This window comes from Longimicrobium sp. (assembly GCF_036387355.1).
Taxonomy (GTDB): Bacteria; Gemmatimonadota; Gemmatimonadetes; order Longimicrobiales; family Longimicrobiaceae; genus Longimicrobium.
Genome location: NZ_DASVTX010000338.1, coordinates 1 through 14,374 on the forward strand (window position 1 = coordinate 1; position 14,374 = coordinate 14,374).

Consider the following 14,374-nt stretch of genomic DNA (forward strand, 5'->3'; position numbering starts at 1 on the left):
ACCCCCTCCGCCCGCTCTGCGGGAGAGGGGGAGCCGTTCGGCGCGGGAGCGAAGGTCGGCACCGAACCGATCGCCCGCGCAGGTGCAGCCTCACAGCAGTACCGTGAGGCTTCCAGCCGTTGTTGCGGCGAGTTCACTCGCTCACACGTCCATTGCGCGAACGCTATTCCGCGGCCCGCGCCGGGCTCGCCGCCCCCGTGCAGGTGAAGTCCCCCCGTCCGTTTGGGGGGACTTTCCGCCGTGGTTGCGGCGACTTCAGTCGCTCAGCCCACAGCGGCGCCCAATCCCGCTGCTCACCCGAGAATCGTCGCCCATCAACCCTCCCCCAGTCTGTTTTGGGGGAGGGTGGGCCGGTGGTGCCGGCCCGGGTGGGGGCCGCCGTGAACCCCGCCACGCACACCTGCACTCGTACCGCCGTGCAGGTGAAGTCCCCCGGTCCATTTGGGGGGACTTTCCGCAGTTGTTGCGGCGAATTCATCCACTCACCGCTTACCGGGCTCAGCACCGATCCCGCCGCCGTCACCCGCGCCACGTGGACAGTGCCTCGCTCGCGCCACGACAGGAGCGCGGCGCCGCCCGCGGCCTCCAGCGCGGGCGTGCGGCCCGGCACGGCGCGGAACGGAGCGACTCGCCCGTCCGATCCAATCCGCGCGACCTGCACCGCCGCGGGACGCGCACCCGCATCCCACGCGGCGATCACCGCCCCGCCGTCCACCGCCAACTCCACCCGGGACGGGGGAACGCCCGCCGCGAGCGACACCGGGGCGGCAAACGACCGCCCTCCATCCACCGAACGGGCGTACCACAACCCCTTTCGCCCATCGCGCCCCGTGTACCACCCCACGTGCACCGCCCCGTCCGCATCCACCGCGACCGACGGCCCCGCGTGCGGACAGGCGGGGAACACCCACCCGTCCTCGTGCACCCGCACCGGCGGACTGAACGCGGCCGCGCCGGGCGCGAGCGACGCGACGACGACATCGCGCACATCGCCCGCGTACTCCTTGCGCCACGCCACGTACAACGTGCCGTCCGGCGCCACCGCCATGGACGTCCGGCAGCAGGGACACGCGCCCGCATCCACGACGCGGCTGGCGCTGAAGGTGCGCCCGCCATCCACCGAACGCGCAACGCGGATCTCCGGCGCGGGGAGCCCTGCATCCGCACCCTTTCCGCCGCCATGCCCGCCCGTGCCGTGCGCTCCTCCCGCGTGCGCTTCGCCGCCGTGCGCGCCCATCGGCGCGGCCATCGGCGCGCCCATCGGCGCGCTCGCGTCCCGCGGAGCGGAAGGGCGCGCAGCACGGGCGGAGTCGCGCACCCGCGAGTCGATCCACGACACCCACACCGTTCCGTCCGCGCCCACCGTCAGGTCGTGAAAGGTGTGCGACGACGGGCGGCCGTCCCGGTCGTCGTTCACCGTCACCGCCGGGCTGAAGGTGCGGCCGCCATCCGTGCTCCGCGCGAACCGCAGGTCGCTTGCCGGAAAGCGGCGCCCGGGAATCTCACGATTGTTCTGCCAGAGGACGTAGACCGCGCCGTCGCGCCCGACGGCCACCTGCGCGGGGGCCTGGTCGTGCGCGGCCGCATCGCCGCCGCGGTCGTTCACGCGCACGGGAGCGCCCGGCCGCCCCTCCGCATCCACACGGGCCAGAAACACGTTCTGCGCGCCCTCCCCGGCGATCCACGCCACGTACCCCGCCCCGTCCCGCGCACCCACCGCGGCGGTGGGATTCCCCGCCGCGCTTGTGGCCGCGGTGCCCGGCTCCGTCATCCGCAGGTGCGCGGAGCGGCTGTCCCGCGCGACCGCGGTGGCGGAAAGCGCGAGCACCGCGGCACCGAGCGCCGCCATCGCGAGACGGCTCATCGGCGGCCCTCCCACCGGTACTGCACGCCCAGGTACAGCGTCCGCGGCATCCCCGGCGCCAGTTCCACCCCACGCTGCGGCGAGGAGAAGGCCGCCGTTTCCGCGTAGCGCCGGTCCAGCGCGTTGTTCATCCGCCCCACCATCGACAGGCCGCGGCCCAGCGGAACGTCGGCCCGCAGGTTCACCAGCGCGTATCCATCGTACCGGCGCGTATTTGCGGCGTCCATCCAGTACGCGCCCACACGCTGCGCCTCCGCCGCGAACGCGCCGCCGAACGACGGCTTCCACCCCAGCCGCACGCTGGTGAGGGTGCGCGGCGCGGATTCCATCTCGTTCCCGGCGTAGTCCACCCCCGGGCGCGGGCTCCACTCCTCGTACGTGTGCCGCTGGCGCGACCAGCTCACGTCCGCGCGAAGGCCGGCCGGGAGCACCGCACCGAAGCCCACTTCCAACCCGCGGTGCAGCGTGCTTCCCGCGTTGCTGGTTTCGCGGCTCCCATCCGACGGGTCGGTAAAGGTGAGGATGTCGTCCGTCACCCGCATGCGGTACGCCGACGCCTCGTACGACAGGCGGCCCAGCAGTTCGCCGCGCATCCCCGCCTCGTAGCTGTTCGCGCGCACGGGATCCAGCCCCAGCGTGTTTTGCGCCTGCCCCTGGCGAAAAAGCTGTCCCTCCGACGGCGCGCGGAAGCCGTGCGCGTACGAGGCGAACACGTTCAGCGCGCGGCCGAACTCGTAGGTGGCGCCCAGCTTGGGGCTCAGGTGGCGGTAGTTCACCTCCGCGTCCGCCGGGCGGCGGTGCCTGCCGGTCTGCAGCTCGCCAAGCCGGTCGTCGTAGCGAAAGCCCACGAAGTCGGCCCGCAGCCCAGCCGTCAGGTGCAGACGGTCGACCGGCGCCGCCTCCACGTGCACGTAGGGCGACACGCCGCGAAAGGTGACGTCGTAGTCGTACAGCCGCGTTCCGCGGGTGTAGTCGCGGTAGTAGCCGCCCTGCGCGGACGTCATCACGCTGTCTTCCTGCCGGCTCCCGGGGCTCACGTCCACGTCCACCCCGCCGATCACACGGGTGCGCAGCGGCTCCACGTCCACCCGGTAGCGCGCCAGCAGTCCGAGCGAGCGGTGGCCGGTGGTGTACACCGTGGGATCGTAGGAAAGCGCCCAGTTGGGAAGCAGTTCCATGGTGTTCCAGCGGACAAAGGGCGTCACGCTCAGGTGCGTGGCCCCGCGGATGCGCTCGTACGCGGCGGAGGCGCGGAACGCCTGCACGTCGCGAAACGAGATGGGCGTGTAGTTGGCCGTGGGATGCCCGTTGAAGTCGGCTTCGGTGAGGGCAGACGACCCAGCCGTCTGCTGCTGGATGCGTGACCAGGTGACGACCGTCTTGAGCGACTGCCCGCCGCCCAATTGCCGGTCCCAGCGCGCCGTCGCGCTCTGGCGGTCGTACGCCGTCCCGTCGCGCCAGCCGTCCGTGCGCGTCAGGTTCAGGTCCGCACGAATGCCGTCATTGCCGCGCATTCCGCCGGCGGAGGCGAGAAACCGGGTCCAGCCGAATCCGCCGCTCTCCACGTACGCTTCGGCGCCGGGCGTGGCCGAAGGAGAGCGCGTTTCCACGTTGATCACGCCGCCGATGGCATCGCTGCCGTACAGCGCCGTCGCCGGGCCCTTGAGCACCTCGATGCGCTCGGCGCCGGGAACGTTGACCTCGTACAGCGCGTTGTGGTTGAAGAAGCCGGTAGACCGCGTGGGGACGCCGTCCTCCAGAAAGAGGTAGACGGGGTTGGTGGTCCTGGGCTGGCGGATGGCGGTGGTGTGCCCTTCGCCGCCGGTGACGCTCACCCACACGCCGGGGATGGCGCCCATGACCTCGGACGGGTGGGCCGGGCGCGCCTCGCGAAGCTGTGCGCCGGAAACCACGCCCACGGTGGCCGGCGTTTCCGCCAGACGCCGCACCTCGCGGGTGGCGCTCACCACCACCTGCTCCATGATCAGGCTCTGCTCCGTGAGCGCCAGGCGGACGCTGGCCGTGGCTCCGGGGTCGATGCGGACGGACTGCGCCGCGGCCGCGAACCCCACGCGGATGGCGGAAACGGTGTGCGTGCCGGCGGGAACGCCGTCGATGCGGAAGCGGCCCGCCGCATCGGTGACGGCGGAGCGGGCCTCCAGGCGGACGGTGGCGCCGGCGATGGGCTCGGCGCGGGCGGAAAGAACGGTGCCTTCCACCGCGCCGGGCTGCTGCGCGGCGGCGGGAATGGACAGGAGCAGCGCGGCGGCGCCGATCCACCAACGGACGGTGCGGGTCAGGGAGTACACACTCCACCTCGGGTTCAGGCAAGGGTCGGCCGTGGCGGCGCGCCGGAGGGCGTACCGCGGGGGATCAATCCAGCGATGTGCGTGGGGTGATCAGCCGGCCCGGGGCGGAGCCTGTGCGTAGGGAAGCAGATGGGCGAGGCGGCGCGGGGAGGGCGCCGGGGCTTCGGAGCGGAGTGCGCGCGGCGCGGCGGCGAACTCCGCTTCCACCCGGACGACCGTGTTGGGCGGAACGGCGGGCCCCGAGGGCGTGGCGCAGTGCCCGGCGCAGCTGCAGGGGGCGTGCTCGGCGGGAGCCGGGTGGCGGGGCTCCGCGCCGTGGTGACCGTGCTCCCCCGCCTGTGCCGCGGCCCCGCCGTCATGGTGCGGGCAGGGGCGCGCGCCGGCCGCCTCTCCCGCTCCGGAGAGCAGAAAGAGCACGCCCGCGAACAGGGCGAGAAAGCGGCGGAGAGCGGTTGGGATCATCATGGTCGTCTTCTGCGGACCAAGATGCATTGCGTAGGGCCGGCCGCCAATGGTGCTGTCTACCCCTCAGGCATGGGGTTTCTCCCCACAACGGGGGAAGGGGGGAGGGCGGTGGTGCGGTCTCGTGCGTTCTGGACGGTTTGGCGCATGCCGAGGCACCCCTCTCCCCCCCAGCCCCCTCTCCCGCTTGCGGGAGAGGGGGAGCCGTTCGGCGCGGAGGCGAAGGTCGGCGCGTGCGCGACAGATCGCCCGGCGGTTGAAACCAGCGAAAATAGCGGCAGGCACCGTACGCGCGATGGCGTAGTTGACGCCAGTACCGCGCAGTCTTTCGGCTCTTTCCCCGCACTGTTATGATCGTCCAGCCGTGAGGTTTGGGCTGGCACATCACCATCTCGGACGAGGAAGGGACGCCATGTTCGCTGTTCACCGCAGGTTCGTGCGGACGGTTTCATGGGTTGCCGCCGTCGCGCTCGCAGCGTGCTCCGACAACCCGGTTGGCCTGCCGACAACTCACGTTCAATACAGTCCGGGCGTAGCCCTAAGTCGGAGTGCAGCTGACGCCTCCGTGTATCGCTGCGATTTATTCTCGCGTGATCGCTCGGGCGGCTTCGTCTGGCGCGAGGTGGCGCTCAGCTTCCCGAAGCCCGAACTGCACGAAGCCGGCGCCAAACGCGAGTACCGTTATATCGGGTACTCAGGCAACGACCAAGTGCGTATCGGGAACTGTGTCAATCCTGCCACGGAGCGGGCGATTCGCCGAGTGGACCGACTCTTCCGGTTGACCGATCGTCCGCAGCACAGCACCGCCGGGGGCATGACGACGGCGAGTTGCCCGAAGGAGAACGAGGCAGGCTGCTTTGAGCTTGCTCCGGTGGCGACCGTAGCGTGTCAGTACGGGGGGTGGTATCCCGACTGCGAATCGAAGCCGGAGGAATTCCAAGAGTGCGATTGGTGGAATCCCTGCGGTTCCGATGACGACGGCAGCCCCTCGACGAGCCCGACGGGCGGAGGAGGCGCCCCGCCCCCGAACCCCTGCTACACCTGCGAGCCGGACCCGAACAAGCCCTGCGCGACCGGTGATCCGGTCATTGACAATCCGGACGTAAACGGCATCTTCCAGTCGCTCTGGAATCAGAGCAATTACGGACCTAACGTGCCCCAGGCTCAACGGTCCGAGCACGGCGCCTGGATCATCTCGGAGAACGGGCGCTTGTCCGCCGTGCCGATGAGTGGGGTTTCCTCTCCCTGCGGCATCGACCCGGGGCCGAAGCCCGCGAATGCCGTTGGTGCCATCCATACGCACCCCTGGCATCTGGGGGAAATGATGACCTCCTGTGGGGGAGGAGAGAGTCCGTATGTACCCGTCGCGAGTGATGAGGATGCTGCGGCGCTCGCCTCGTGGGGCTTTTCCGAGGGATACATCATGGATGCCCAGGGAATTTCGAAGATTTTCCCGGGCCAGCCGGGCGTCAGCGGTGATCGCAAGGCACGCTGCCGCTACTGACCTCACACGGGGAGCCGCGCTATGGGGCTATGGTTCAGAATGGCAGCCGTGTGGATGGCCATCAGCTGGATTCCCACCGACACTGCCGCTCAGAAGGACAGTCGTTGTCCCGCACCATCGGAATACGATGCTGGACGGGTGAAGGGGGTGCTCAGCATACCTTTCCCCGACCTGCTCGCCCAGTACGGACTGGATTCCGCGGACGTGAACCAGGTGGTGGCGCTCACCGACTCGACAGATGGCGGAGTTTGCGATGAGTTGCGGCGTGCTGTAACGCAGGACCGCGCAGATGGGATTCCGCGCGATGCTCGACTCGCCTTCTTCCGGTCCGGATCGCTGTACTTCGTCACGCTTTCTCACCGGCGTTCGCCGACCGGTCCTGTAATGCTCGACGGGCCGAGAGCAGGACTTGTCTATGCGTTCGGGGGTGATCGCCGCCTGCGCGTACGACTGCGGGCGTAGCTTCGCTCGCGATGCTCGGGAGCCCCGGTCGCTGGATCAAACTCCGGTGAAATCCGCGTCCGACCGGGCATGAGGGCGCAACACGGCAGGCTTGGCGCAGGTACGGGAGTTATACCGGGAGCGAGCAACGGGATGGATCTCTCCTCGCCTCGATCTGCGGACCTCTCCCTGCCCAGCGTGGCGCGGCAGCAGGCCAGAACTGAGTCTACCGACCTGGTGCGGCTGGGGGCAGGCCGCCACTTCGCCATCCTCTATCGCCGTGCAAGTACAGCCTCACAGCAGTACCGTGAGGCTTCCAGCCGTTGTTGCGGCGAGTTCACTCGCTCACACGCCCATTTCGCGCGAACGATACTCCGCGGCCCGCGCCGGGCTCGCCGCCCCCGTGCAGGTGAAGTCCCCCCGTCCGTTTGGGGGGACTTTCCGCCGTGGTTGCGGCGACTTCAGTCGCTCAGCCCGCAACGATCCCGCTGCTCACCCGAGAGTTGTCGCCCATCAACCCTTCCCCAGTCTGTTTTGGGGGAGGGTGAGCCGTTGGTGCCGTCCCGGGTGGGGGCCGCCCTGAACTCCGCCCTGGACTGGCCGTCCATCCCACACACAGACAGGGCCGCCGTCACGATCGCGACGGCGGCCCTGTCTGTGATCCCTGCCCGATGCGGCGCAGCTACCGCCGCTCGATCATCCCCAGCACCCCCATCTGCCGCGCCTTCGATCCGCCGCGGTGCGAAAAGAAGTCCGGCTCGCCGCAGCGGGTGCAGTGCGTGGACACGGTGACGTTCTCCGCGGGCACCCCCAGCCCCATGACCCGCCGCGCGATGGACGCGCGTACGTCGATGTTCGCCTTGCCCGGCGGAACGGGAGCGTCCGGGTTCACCGCCTCGTGCACCTCCGGCCCAACCTCGTAGCACTCGCCGCAGATGGCCGGGCCGCAGTGCACGTGCAGCCGCTCGGGCGACGACTGCCAGCTTTCCACCATGCGGTGAATGCCGCGCTCCACGATCCCCGCCGCCGTTCCCCGCCACCCCGCGTGCAGCATGGCGATCACCGACGTCTCCGGATCCACCACCGACACCGGGACGCAGTCCGCCACCCCCACGGTGATGAGCAGCCCGCGGCGGTCGGTCACGTGGCCGTCAAAGCCGTCCATCACCTGGATTCCCGGCGCGCCCACCTCGCGGTGAATCCACAGGTCCGCCGCGTGCACCTGCCGCGAGTGCGCCACCACGTCCATTCCGCTCGCCGCGCGCAGCGCCCGCCACCGGTCCAGCGCCGGCCCCACCGGCTGCACGCCGGAAAGCCCCATGTCGAACGGCTCCGCGCCCCTCCCCCGCCCCGTGGTGCCCTGCACCAGCCAGGAAAAGCGCTCCCGCCACTCCGGATGCACCCAGAGCGGAACGTCGCCCTCCGCACGCGTTTCGGTGACCTGCCGCGGCTCCGTCTGCGCAGCCACCTTACGGCATCCTCGCTTCGGTGGGCCCCTCGCCGCCCGTGCGTTCCGCGGCGGGCGGAAGGGCCAGCGGCTCCTCCGCCCCCGCGCCCTGCCCGTCCAGCCGGCGCCGCAGCTCGCGCACTTCCGCGCGAAGCTCCTCGAACTCGCGGCGGGGCACAAAGTCCAGCCGCTCGCGCACGTCGCCCACGCCCTCCTGCGCGCGGGCCATCGCGTCCGCCAGAAACTCGCGGGCGCGCTCCGGCTTGAGGTCGCCCCGCTCGCCCGCCTCGCGGATCGTCTCCTCGATGGCCTCCTTGAAGGCCGTCAGCACGCCGATCCCCGAGCGGATCCCCTCGCCGATCCCGGGGCGGCGGCGGCCCTCGTCGCTCATCCCCGCACCTCTTGTTCGGCCTGCGACTGGCGCACGGCCAGCCGGCGGGTCGCGTCGTCCACGTCGGCCGCGTCCCCGCGCGAGTCGGCGCGGCGGATGTCGGCGCCCAGCGCCTGCAGGCGCTCGTCGATGCGCTCATAGCCGCGCTCGATCTGGCCGGTGTTGAAGATCTCGCTGCGCCCCTCCGCGCCCAGCGCGGCAATCAGCAGCGCCATCCCCGCGCGGATGTCGGGGCTTTCCACGATGGCGCCGTGCAGCTTGCTGGGCCCGATCACCAGGACGCGGTGCGGGTCGCACAGCACCAGCCGCGCGCCCATCCCCACCAGCTTGTCGGCAAAGAACATCCGCGACTCGAACATCTTTTCGTGCACCAGGATGGTGCCGCGCACCTGCGTCGCCGTGACCAGCGCGATGGAGGTGAGGTCCGCCGGAAACGCGGGCCACGGGCCGTCATCCACCTTGGGAATGTGGCCGCCCATGTCCAGGATCACTTCCGGATCCTGCCCGCCGGGAATGAACAGGTCGTCGCCGCGGATCTCCACCTTGAGCCCCAGCCGCCCAAAGCCGATCAGCGTGCTGTCCAGGTGCTCCACCGCCGCGTCCTTGATGGTGATCTCGCTCTTGGTCACCGCCGCCAGGCCGATGAACGAGCCCACCTCGATGTGGTCCGCCGTGATGCGCGTGCGGCAGCCGGAAAGCCGCTTCCTGCCCTGAATGCGCAGCGTGCCGGTGCCGATCCCCTCGATCTCGCACCCCATCTTGACCAGCATGTGGCACAGGTCCTGGACGTGCGGCTCGGCGGCGGCGTTGCGGATCACCGTTTCGCCCTCGGCCATGGACGCGGCCATGACGGCGTTCTCCGTCCCCGTCACGCTCGGCTCGTCCAGGAACATGTTGGCCCCTTTGAGGCCATCCGCCTGCAGCCGCCAGACGCCGTTCTCTTCCACCACCTGGGCGCCCAGCTTCTGCAGGGCGAAGAAGTGCGTGTCCACCCGGCGCCGGCCGATGACGTCGCCGCCCGGAGGGGGAAGCTGCATGCCGCCCGCGCGGGCCAGCATGGGTCCGGCCAGGAGGATGCTGGCGCGAATGCGGGCCGCGGCGCCCGCGTCCAGCTGCGTTCCGCCGATGTCGGCGGCGCGCACGCGGACCTCGTTGGGCCCCGTCCACTCCGCCTCGGCGCCCAGCACGCGAAGAAGCTCGATGAGCGTAAGAACGTCCTTGATGCGCGGGACGTTTTCCAGGAATACGTCTTCGTCCGTCAGGAGGGTTGCCGCCAGCATGGGCAGCGCCGCGTTCTTGTTGCCGTTGGGAACCACGGTTCCCTGCAGGCGCTTGCCGCCGTGGACGATGAACTTGGGCACTCGCGGTTCTCCCGAGGTCCGGAATGTGGGGAACGACGCTGCCGCACCCGTCGTCAGGGCGGCAGCGTCACTCTGGATGGTTCGGCCCCGGCCAGGCGCAAGGATCGTGCGCGGGTCCGCGCGTCTGCTTTCCCCCGCGCACCGGCCCCGCGCCGTTGCTTGACACCCCTTCCGCGCGGTGCGTACAATGCGCCCCCTGACCGCCTGTCCACACCGCCCGCGGGAGCCCGAGCGTGCAGCTCTTGATCGCCGTGATCAACCAGGAAGAAAAGGTGGAGGAGGTGCTGTCCGGGTTCCTGGAAATCGGCATTACCGGCGCCACGGTGGTCGGCTCCGAGGGAATGGGGCGCCTGCTCAGCGCCGAGGTCCCCATCTTTGCCGGGCTGGAGGTGTTCGCCAACCGCACCCGGCCGCGCAACCAGACGCTGTTCAGCGTCATCGAAGACGAGGGCAAGGTGGAGCGCGCGCTGGCGCTGCTGCAGGAGGTGTGCGGCAGCCTGGACGAGCCGGCCACGGGAATCGCCTTCACCGTTCCCGTCAGCCGCGTGATCGGCCTCAAGCCGGAACTGTCCGGCGGATGAACGACGCCGGATTCGGCGCGCGGCTGCGGCTGCGCGTGGAGCAGATGGACACCGTCCTGGCCGACCCCGCCGCCAACCTGGCCCGCATTGCGACCGCGCAGGCGCGCGCCGCCGCCGACGGCGTGGATCTGGTGGTGACGCCGGAGCTGTCCGTGACCGGATACGACGTGCGCGATGCCGTCCACGCGCTGGCCGATCCGGAATCCGACGCACCGTTCGGCGAACTCGCGGGCGGGCCGGACGTGGTGGTGGGCGCCATCGAGCGCGACGCGTCGTTCATTCCGCGCAACGGGGCGCTGCACCTGCGCGGCGGGCGCGTGCTGCACCGGCACCGCAAGGTCTACCTCCCCACCTACGGGCTGTTCGACGAGGGACGCTACTTCGGCCGCGGCGACGGGGTGCGCACGTACGACGCGGGGGGCGGGTGGCGGATGGGGCTGCTGGTGTGCGAAGACCTGTGGCACCCCGCGCTGGCCTGGCTGCTGGCCGCGGAAGGCGCGCACCTGATCGTGGTGCAGTCCGCGGCGGCAGGGCGCGGTGCCGTGGCCGGAGGAGCCGCCGGCGGGCGCTTCGCCTCGTGGGGCGCGTGGGAGCACCTGGCGCGCGCGGCGGCCATTGCCTACGGCGTGTACGTGGCGCTGGCCAACCGCGCCGGGGTGGAGGGCGGGCTGGTCTTCGCGGGTGGATCGATGATCGTGGGCCCCGACGGCGAGATCCTCGCCCGCGCCGGCGACGAGGGCGAAGACGCCATCACCGCCGACCTCTCGCTGGACGCCGTGGCGGCCGCGCGCCGCCCGTACGCCCACGCCCGCGCCGACGATCCACGCCTGGTGGCGCGCGAGATCGCCCGCATCGTGGAGAGCCGGCCGTGATGGGGTCCATGGGACCGGGGGATGGGGCCGTCCCGCCCCCGCGCGGCGCGGGGACACGCCAGCGGCCGGATTCGCCCGCGTACCATCGCGTGGCCGCGGTCGTCGGCGCGGTCGCGCGGCAGGCACTGACGGACCGCGGGCTCGCGCGCGTGGTGCTGGTGGATGACGGCGGGGCGCAGGCCGCCCTGGCCGCGCGGATGCTGGCCGGCGCGCTGGGCGACGCGGCCGTCGATCACGCGACCGTGTGGCCGGGCGAGGTGGAACCGCTCTTGCCGATGTTCCCGGATCTGCCTCCGGAGACCGTCGTCCGCGAACTGCTGCGCATGCGTGCGCGGCTGCACGCGGACGCGCTCGCCGCGGACCCGGCCAACAAGACGCAGCTTCTTCTGGGCGGCGACCTTCCGCCGGAGCCGCTGCTTCCGCTGGGCGACCTGTGGGCCGGCGACGTGGCGGCCCTGGGCGCCGAACCCGCGCTTTCCGCGGAGGTCGCGAGCCTGGCCGCGGCGGCGGGCGGCATCGGCGCGCTGGACGCCGCGCTGCGCGGCCGCACGGACGGGCGCGACCCGCACGCGCTGGAGACGCTGCCCGGGGACGTGGCGGCCGAAGTCGCACGCCTGCTGGCGCGCGGCGCGGCGAGCCGGCGCAACGCGCGCATCGTTCCCAAGCTGGGCGGCCGGACCATTGGGCTGGACATGCTGGAATGACGGAAGTGCCCGGTGCCCAGGATCAAGTGCCCAGGGGGAAAACACCCGAGCCGCGTTCTACCGGGCACTGGGCACTCGGCACTGAGCACTTTACCTCTCACCGCGACCGCTGTTGATCATCCAGACCGCCCCGGGCGGCTTCGAGAACGTCGTCCGCATCATGGCCGACGTGGCCACCATCATCATCGCCCTCACGCTCATCGTCATCGGGCTGGTGGCGATCGCGGCGGCGCTCAAGGTGCGCGGCATGATCCGCCGCGTGCGCGGTGACCTGAAGCCGGTGACCAGGCACTTGGAGGCCGCCGCCGCCAACGTGCAGTACCTGAGCGCCGCCGTGCGCCAGGACGTGGAAGCGGTGGGAAAGACGGTGCGCGGCACCAGCGAGCGGGTGGAGCGCGTGGCCGAAAGCGCCGAGCGCCGGCTGAACGACATCCACGCGCTGCTGGACGTGATGCAGGCGGAGGCGGAGACGCTCTTCATCCGCACGGCGGCCACGGTCCGGGGCGTGCAGATGGGGGCCGGCAGCTTTGTGCGCATGCAGCGCGACCCTGATGCGTGGGACGGCGCGGATGACGGGGACGGCCCGGAGCCGGCGCGCCCCCGCAAGCGCACGTTTCTGGACGACTGAGACCCCTCTCGGGAACAACCGATGCGCGGCCACGAGACATCCGATTTTCTTTCCGCGTTCGCCATCGGCGCGGCGCTGGGCGTGGGGGCGGTGCTTCTGCTGCGCCCCGACGCGCCCAACCCGCGCCGCACCCTGGCCAAGCGCCTGAAGCCCCACGCAAAAAAGGGCAAGCGCGGGCGCCGCAGCCGCATTGCCGCGGTGCGCCTGGAGGGCGGTGCCGAAGAGTACCTGACCGGCGGCGGGCGGGCGGCGGCGCAGCTTCGCCCCGCGGCGCTGGACATGGACGACGCCATCAGCGCCGGGCGCGAACTGCTGGCCGAGTTCCGCGCCGAGGTCAGCCGCATTCTGGTGGAGGCCCGCGAGGAGCTTCAGCTCATTCAGGCCGGCGAGGCGCCGGCAACGGCGGGCGTGGCCGAGCCGGCCCCGGCGGACCGGGACGTCTGAGCATGCGGTGGCGCTGGGTGTTGCCGGCGCTGGCCGCCCTGGCGGCGGTGGCGCTCCTTCCCCGACCCGCGTGGGCCTGGGGGCCGGCCACCCACGTGTACCTGGGCTCCGCCCTGCTGGACTCGCTGCACCTGCTCCCCGCCGGCATCCGCGCCCTCATCTCCGCCTATCCGTACGATTTTCTGTACGGCTCGCTGGCCGCGGACATCAGCCTGGCCAAGAAGTACGTCCCCGCCGGGCGCCACTGCCACCACTGGCACGTGGGCGAGGAGATCCACTCCGCCGCGCCGACCGACCGGCTGCGCGCCATGGGGCTGGGCTACCTGTCGCACCTGGCGGCGGACACCATCGCGCACAACTGGTTCGTGCCCCGGCAGCTCGTCCTCACGTCGAGCACCAAGGGGCTGGGGCACTCGTACTGGGAGGCGCGGATGGACACGCACCTGGACGAGCGCTACCGCCGCCTGGCGCGCCACGTGGTGATGGAGCACGACCACGAGGCCGCGGACACGCTGTTCGATCAGGTGCTGAGCGACACGCTGTTCTCGTTCCGCACCAACCGCCGGCTGTTCCGGGGGATGATCCGCTTTCAGGACAACGAGCGGTGGCAGAACGTGTTCGGCACCATGGTGTCGCGGTCGCGGTGGGACCTCACGGACGAGGCGGTGCACGGATACCTGGAGCGCTCGTTCGACTACATCGTGGACTACCTGTGCCGGCGCGGCGAGGGAATCGCGGCGGGGCTGGACCCCATCGGCGACCGCAACCTGGCCATCAGCAAGCAGGTGCGGCGGCTGGCGCTGCAGGACGGCGCGTGGGACAACCCCGCGCTGCTGCACGAGATGGCGGACAACTTCTTTCCGCTCCCCGACATCCCGTTCCGGCACCTGCGGGCGCTGCCCCAGGAGTCGCGGCACCACCTGCACGTCCTGGGGCGCCCGGATCGTCCGGACGCGTAGCCCCTGCGCGTTGTGCCCTGACGCGCGTTCCATCCCGTTCACCGCAGTCCTGGAGGCCCGCATGAAGGCTCGCCGTCTCACCCCCGTCCTTGCGCTCGCCGTGGCACTGAGCGCATCCGGATGCGCAGGTTTCTCCGTGGGCTGCGGCGGGCTCGCCGCCTCGGACCCCATGTCGGACGGGGCCAGCCGCCTGAACCCGGCGTACCAGCGCTTTCAGCTTCGCGCCAACGCCTCGGCCATGCAGCAGAAGGCCATGATCGCCGGCTCGCAGTTCCGCCGCGACATCCGCCGTCCGGGCCAGCCCATGCAGATGGGGAGCGCCGGCCACGTGGGCGGCCTCTGCGTCCGCTGACCTGACGCACCCGGTGAAGAAGAGGCCGGCGGCTCCGAATGGAGCCGCCGGCCTT

The 14,374-nt window shown here is 71.3% G+C and carries 15 protein-coding genes; 9 read left to right on the forward strand and 6 right to left on the reverse strand.

Going from position 1 to position 14,374, the window contains the following annotated elements; genetic code table 11:
* Positions 1–163: 163 nt before the first annotated feature.
* The 3 genes from VF665_RS14855 to VF665_RS14865 all read right to left on the reverse strand — a co-directional run bounded on the left by VF665_RS14855 (position 164) and on the right by VF665_RS14865 (position 4,635).
* Positions 164–1,864 (reverse strand): sialidase family protein, encoded by a 1,701-nt coding sequence (locus VF665_RS14855; RefSeq protein ID WP_331054222.1) that lies wholly within the window; start codon positions 1,862–1,864, stop codon positions 164–166.
* A complete protein-coding gene (locus VF665_RS14860; protein WP_331054223.1) occupies positions 1,861–4,173 on the reverse strand; it encodes a TonB-dependent receptor in 2,313 nt (770 codons plus the stop codon). Before VF665_RS14860 ends, VF665_RS14855 begins: the two co-directional genes overlap by 4 nt.
* A 90-nt stretch (positions 4,174–4,263) precedes the next feature.
* Positions 4,264–4,635: a hypothetical protein gene (locus VF665_RS14865; RefSeq protein WP_331054224.1), complete on the reverse strand. Its 372-nt coding sequence runs from the start codon at positions 4,633–4,635 to the stop codon at positions 4,264–4,266.
* 412 nt (positions 4,636–5,047) lie between these two features.
* On the opposite strand from VF665_RS14865, the gene VF665_RS14870 reads away from it, so the two are divergent.
* Together VF665_RS14870 and VF665_RS14875 are read left to right on the forward strand one after the other, a co-directional pair.
* A complete protein-coding gene (locus VF665_RS14870) occupies positions 5,048–6,139 on the forward strand; it encodes a hypothetical protein (protein ID WP_331054225.1) in 1,092 nt (363 codons plus the stop codon).
* 54 nt (positions 6,140–6,193) lie between these two features.
* Positions 6,194–6,601: a hypothetical protein gene (locus tag VF665_RS14875; RefSeq protein WP_331054226.1), complete on the forward strand. Its 408-nt coding sequence runs from the start codon at positions 6,194–6,196 to the stop codon at positions 6,599–6,601.
* 661 nt (positions 6,602–7,262) lie between these two features.
* Here the strand turns inward: VF665_RS14875 and VF665_RS14880 are convergent.
* The 3 genes from VF665_RS14880 to murA are packed head-to-tail and all read right to left on the reverse strand — an operon-like array spanning position 7,263 to position 9,779.
* Positions 7,263–8,048: a polyphenol oxidase family protein gene (locus tag VF665_RS14880; RefSeq protein ID WP_331054227.1), complete on the reverse strand. Its 786-nt coding sequence runs from the start codon at positions 8,046–8,048 to the stop codon at positions 7,263–7,265.
* A gap of 1 nt (position 8,049) precedes the next feature.
* Positions 8,050–8,418, reverse strand: coding sequence for a hypothetical protein (locus VF665_RS14885; protein ID WP_331054228.1), 369 nt, complete (start codon positions 8,416–8,418; stop codon positions 8,050–8,052).
* A complete protein-coding gene (gene murA / locus VF665_RS14890; RefSeq protein WP_331054229.1) occupies positions 8,415–9,779 on the reverse strand; it encodes a UDP-N-acetylglucosamine 1-carboxyvinyltransferase in 1,365 nt (454 codons plus the stop codon). The genes VF665_RS14885 and murA overlap by 4 nt, the downstream gene beginning before the upstream one ends.
* Before the next feature lie 233 nt (positions 9,780–10,012).
* On the opposite strand from murA, the gene VF665_RS14895 reads away from it, so the two are divergent.
* From VF665_RS14895 to VF665_RS14925, 7 genes are all read left to right on the forward strand, one after another.
* A complete protein-coding gene (locus VF665_RS14895; RefSeq protein WP_331054230.1) occupies positions 10,013–10,360 on the forward strand; it encodes a P-II family nitrogen regulator in 348 nt (115 codons plus the stop codon).
* Positions 10,357–11,232, forward strand: a complete 876-nt coding sequence (locus VF665_RS14900) for a nitrilase-related carbon-nitrogen hydrolase (protein WP_331054231.1) — start codon at positions 10,357–10,359, stop codon at positions 11,230–11,232. Before VF665_RS14895 ends, VF665_RS14900 begins: the two co-directional genes overlap by 4 nt.
* The gene (locus VF665_RS14905; RefSeq protein WP_331054232.1) at positions 11,229–11,936 is read left to right on the forward strand and encodes a hypothetical protein; all 708 of its coding nucleotides are present in this window, start codon (positions 11,229–11,231) and stop codon (positions 11,934–11,936) included. The genes VF665_RS14900 and VF665_RS14905 overlap by 4 nt, the downstream gene beginning before the upstream one ends.
* A 112-nt stretch (positions 11,937–12,048) precedes the next feature.
* A complete protein-coding gene (locus VF665_RS14910) occupies positions 12,049–12,564 on the forward strand; it encodes a hypothetical protein (RefSeq protein ID WP_331054233.1) in 516 nt (171 codons plus the stop codon).
* A gap of 21 nt (positions 12,565–12,585) precedes the next feature.
* Entirely contained in the window at positions 12,586–13,008 is a 423-nt protein-coding gene (locus VF665_RS14915) for a hypothetical protein (protein ID WP_331054234.1), read from the forward strand.
* A 2-nt stretch (positions 13,009–13,010) separates the two neighbouring features.
* A complete protein-coding gene (locus VF665_RS14920) occupies positions 13,011–13,967 on the forward strand; it encodes a zinc dependent phospholipase C family protein (protein WP_331054235.1) in 957 nt (318 codons plus the stop codon).
* Positions 13,968–14,028: 61 nt separating this feature from the next.
* Positions 14,029–14,319 (forward strand): hypothetical protein, encoded by a 291-nt coding sequence (locus VF665_RS14925; RefSeq protein ID WP_331054236.1) that lies wholly within the window; start codon positions 14,029–14,031, stop codon positions 14,317–14,319.
* Positions 14,320–14,374 lie beyond the last annotated feature (55 nt).

What these genes read in the sequence shown, in the direction of transcription:
- VF665_RS14855 (WP_331054222.1), bottom strand. Translation starts at nt 1,864, where the DNA reads ATGAGCCGTCTCGCGATGGCGGCGCTCGGTGCCGCGGTGCTCGCGCTT.
- VF665_RS14865 (WP_331054224.1), bottom strand. Translation starts at nt 4,635, where the DNA reads ATGATCCCAACCGCTCTCCGCCGCTTTCTCGCCCTGTTCGCGGGCGTG.
- VF665_RS14870 (WP_331054225.1), top strand. Translation starts at nt 5,048, where the DNA reads ATGTTCGCTGTTCACCGCAGGTTCGTGCGGACGGTTTCATGGGTTGCC.
- VF665_RS14875 (WP_331054226.1), top strand. Translation starts at nt 6,194, where the DNA reads ATGGCCATCAGCTGGATTCCCACCGACACTGCCGCTCAGAAGGACAGT.
- VF665_RS14885 (WP_331054228.1), bottom strand. Translation starts at nt 8,418, where the DNA reads ATGAGCGACGAGGGCCGCCGCCGCCCCGGGATCGGCGAGGGGATCCGC.
- VF665_RS14900 (WP_331054231.1), top strand. Translation starts at nt 10,357, where the DNA reads ATGAACGACGCCGGATTCGGCGCGCGGCTGCGGCTGCGCGTGGAGCAG.
- VF665_RS14915 (WP_331054234.1), top strand. Translation starts at nt 12,586, where the DNA reads ATGCGCGGCCACGAGACATCCGATTTTCTTTCCGCGTTCGCCATCGGC.
- VF665_RS14920 (WP_331054235.1), top strand. Translation starts at nt 13,011, where the DNA reads ATGCGGTGGCGCTGGGTGTTGCCGGCGCTGGCCGCCCTGGCGGCGGTG.
- VF665_RS14925 (WP_331054236.1), top strand. Translation starts at nt 14,029, where the DNA reads ATGAAGGCTCGCCGTCTCACCCCCGTCCTTGCGCTCGCCGTGGCACTG.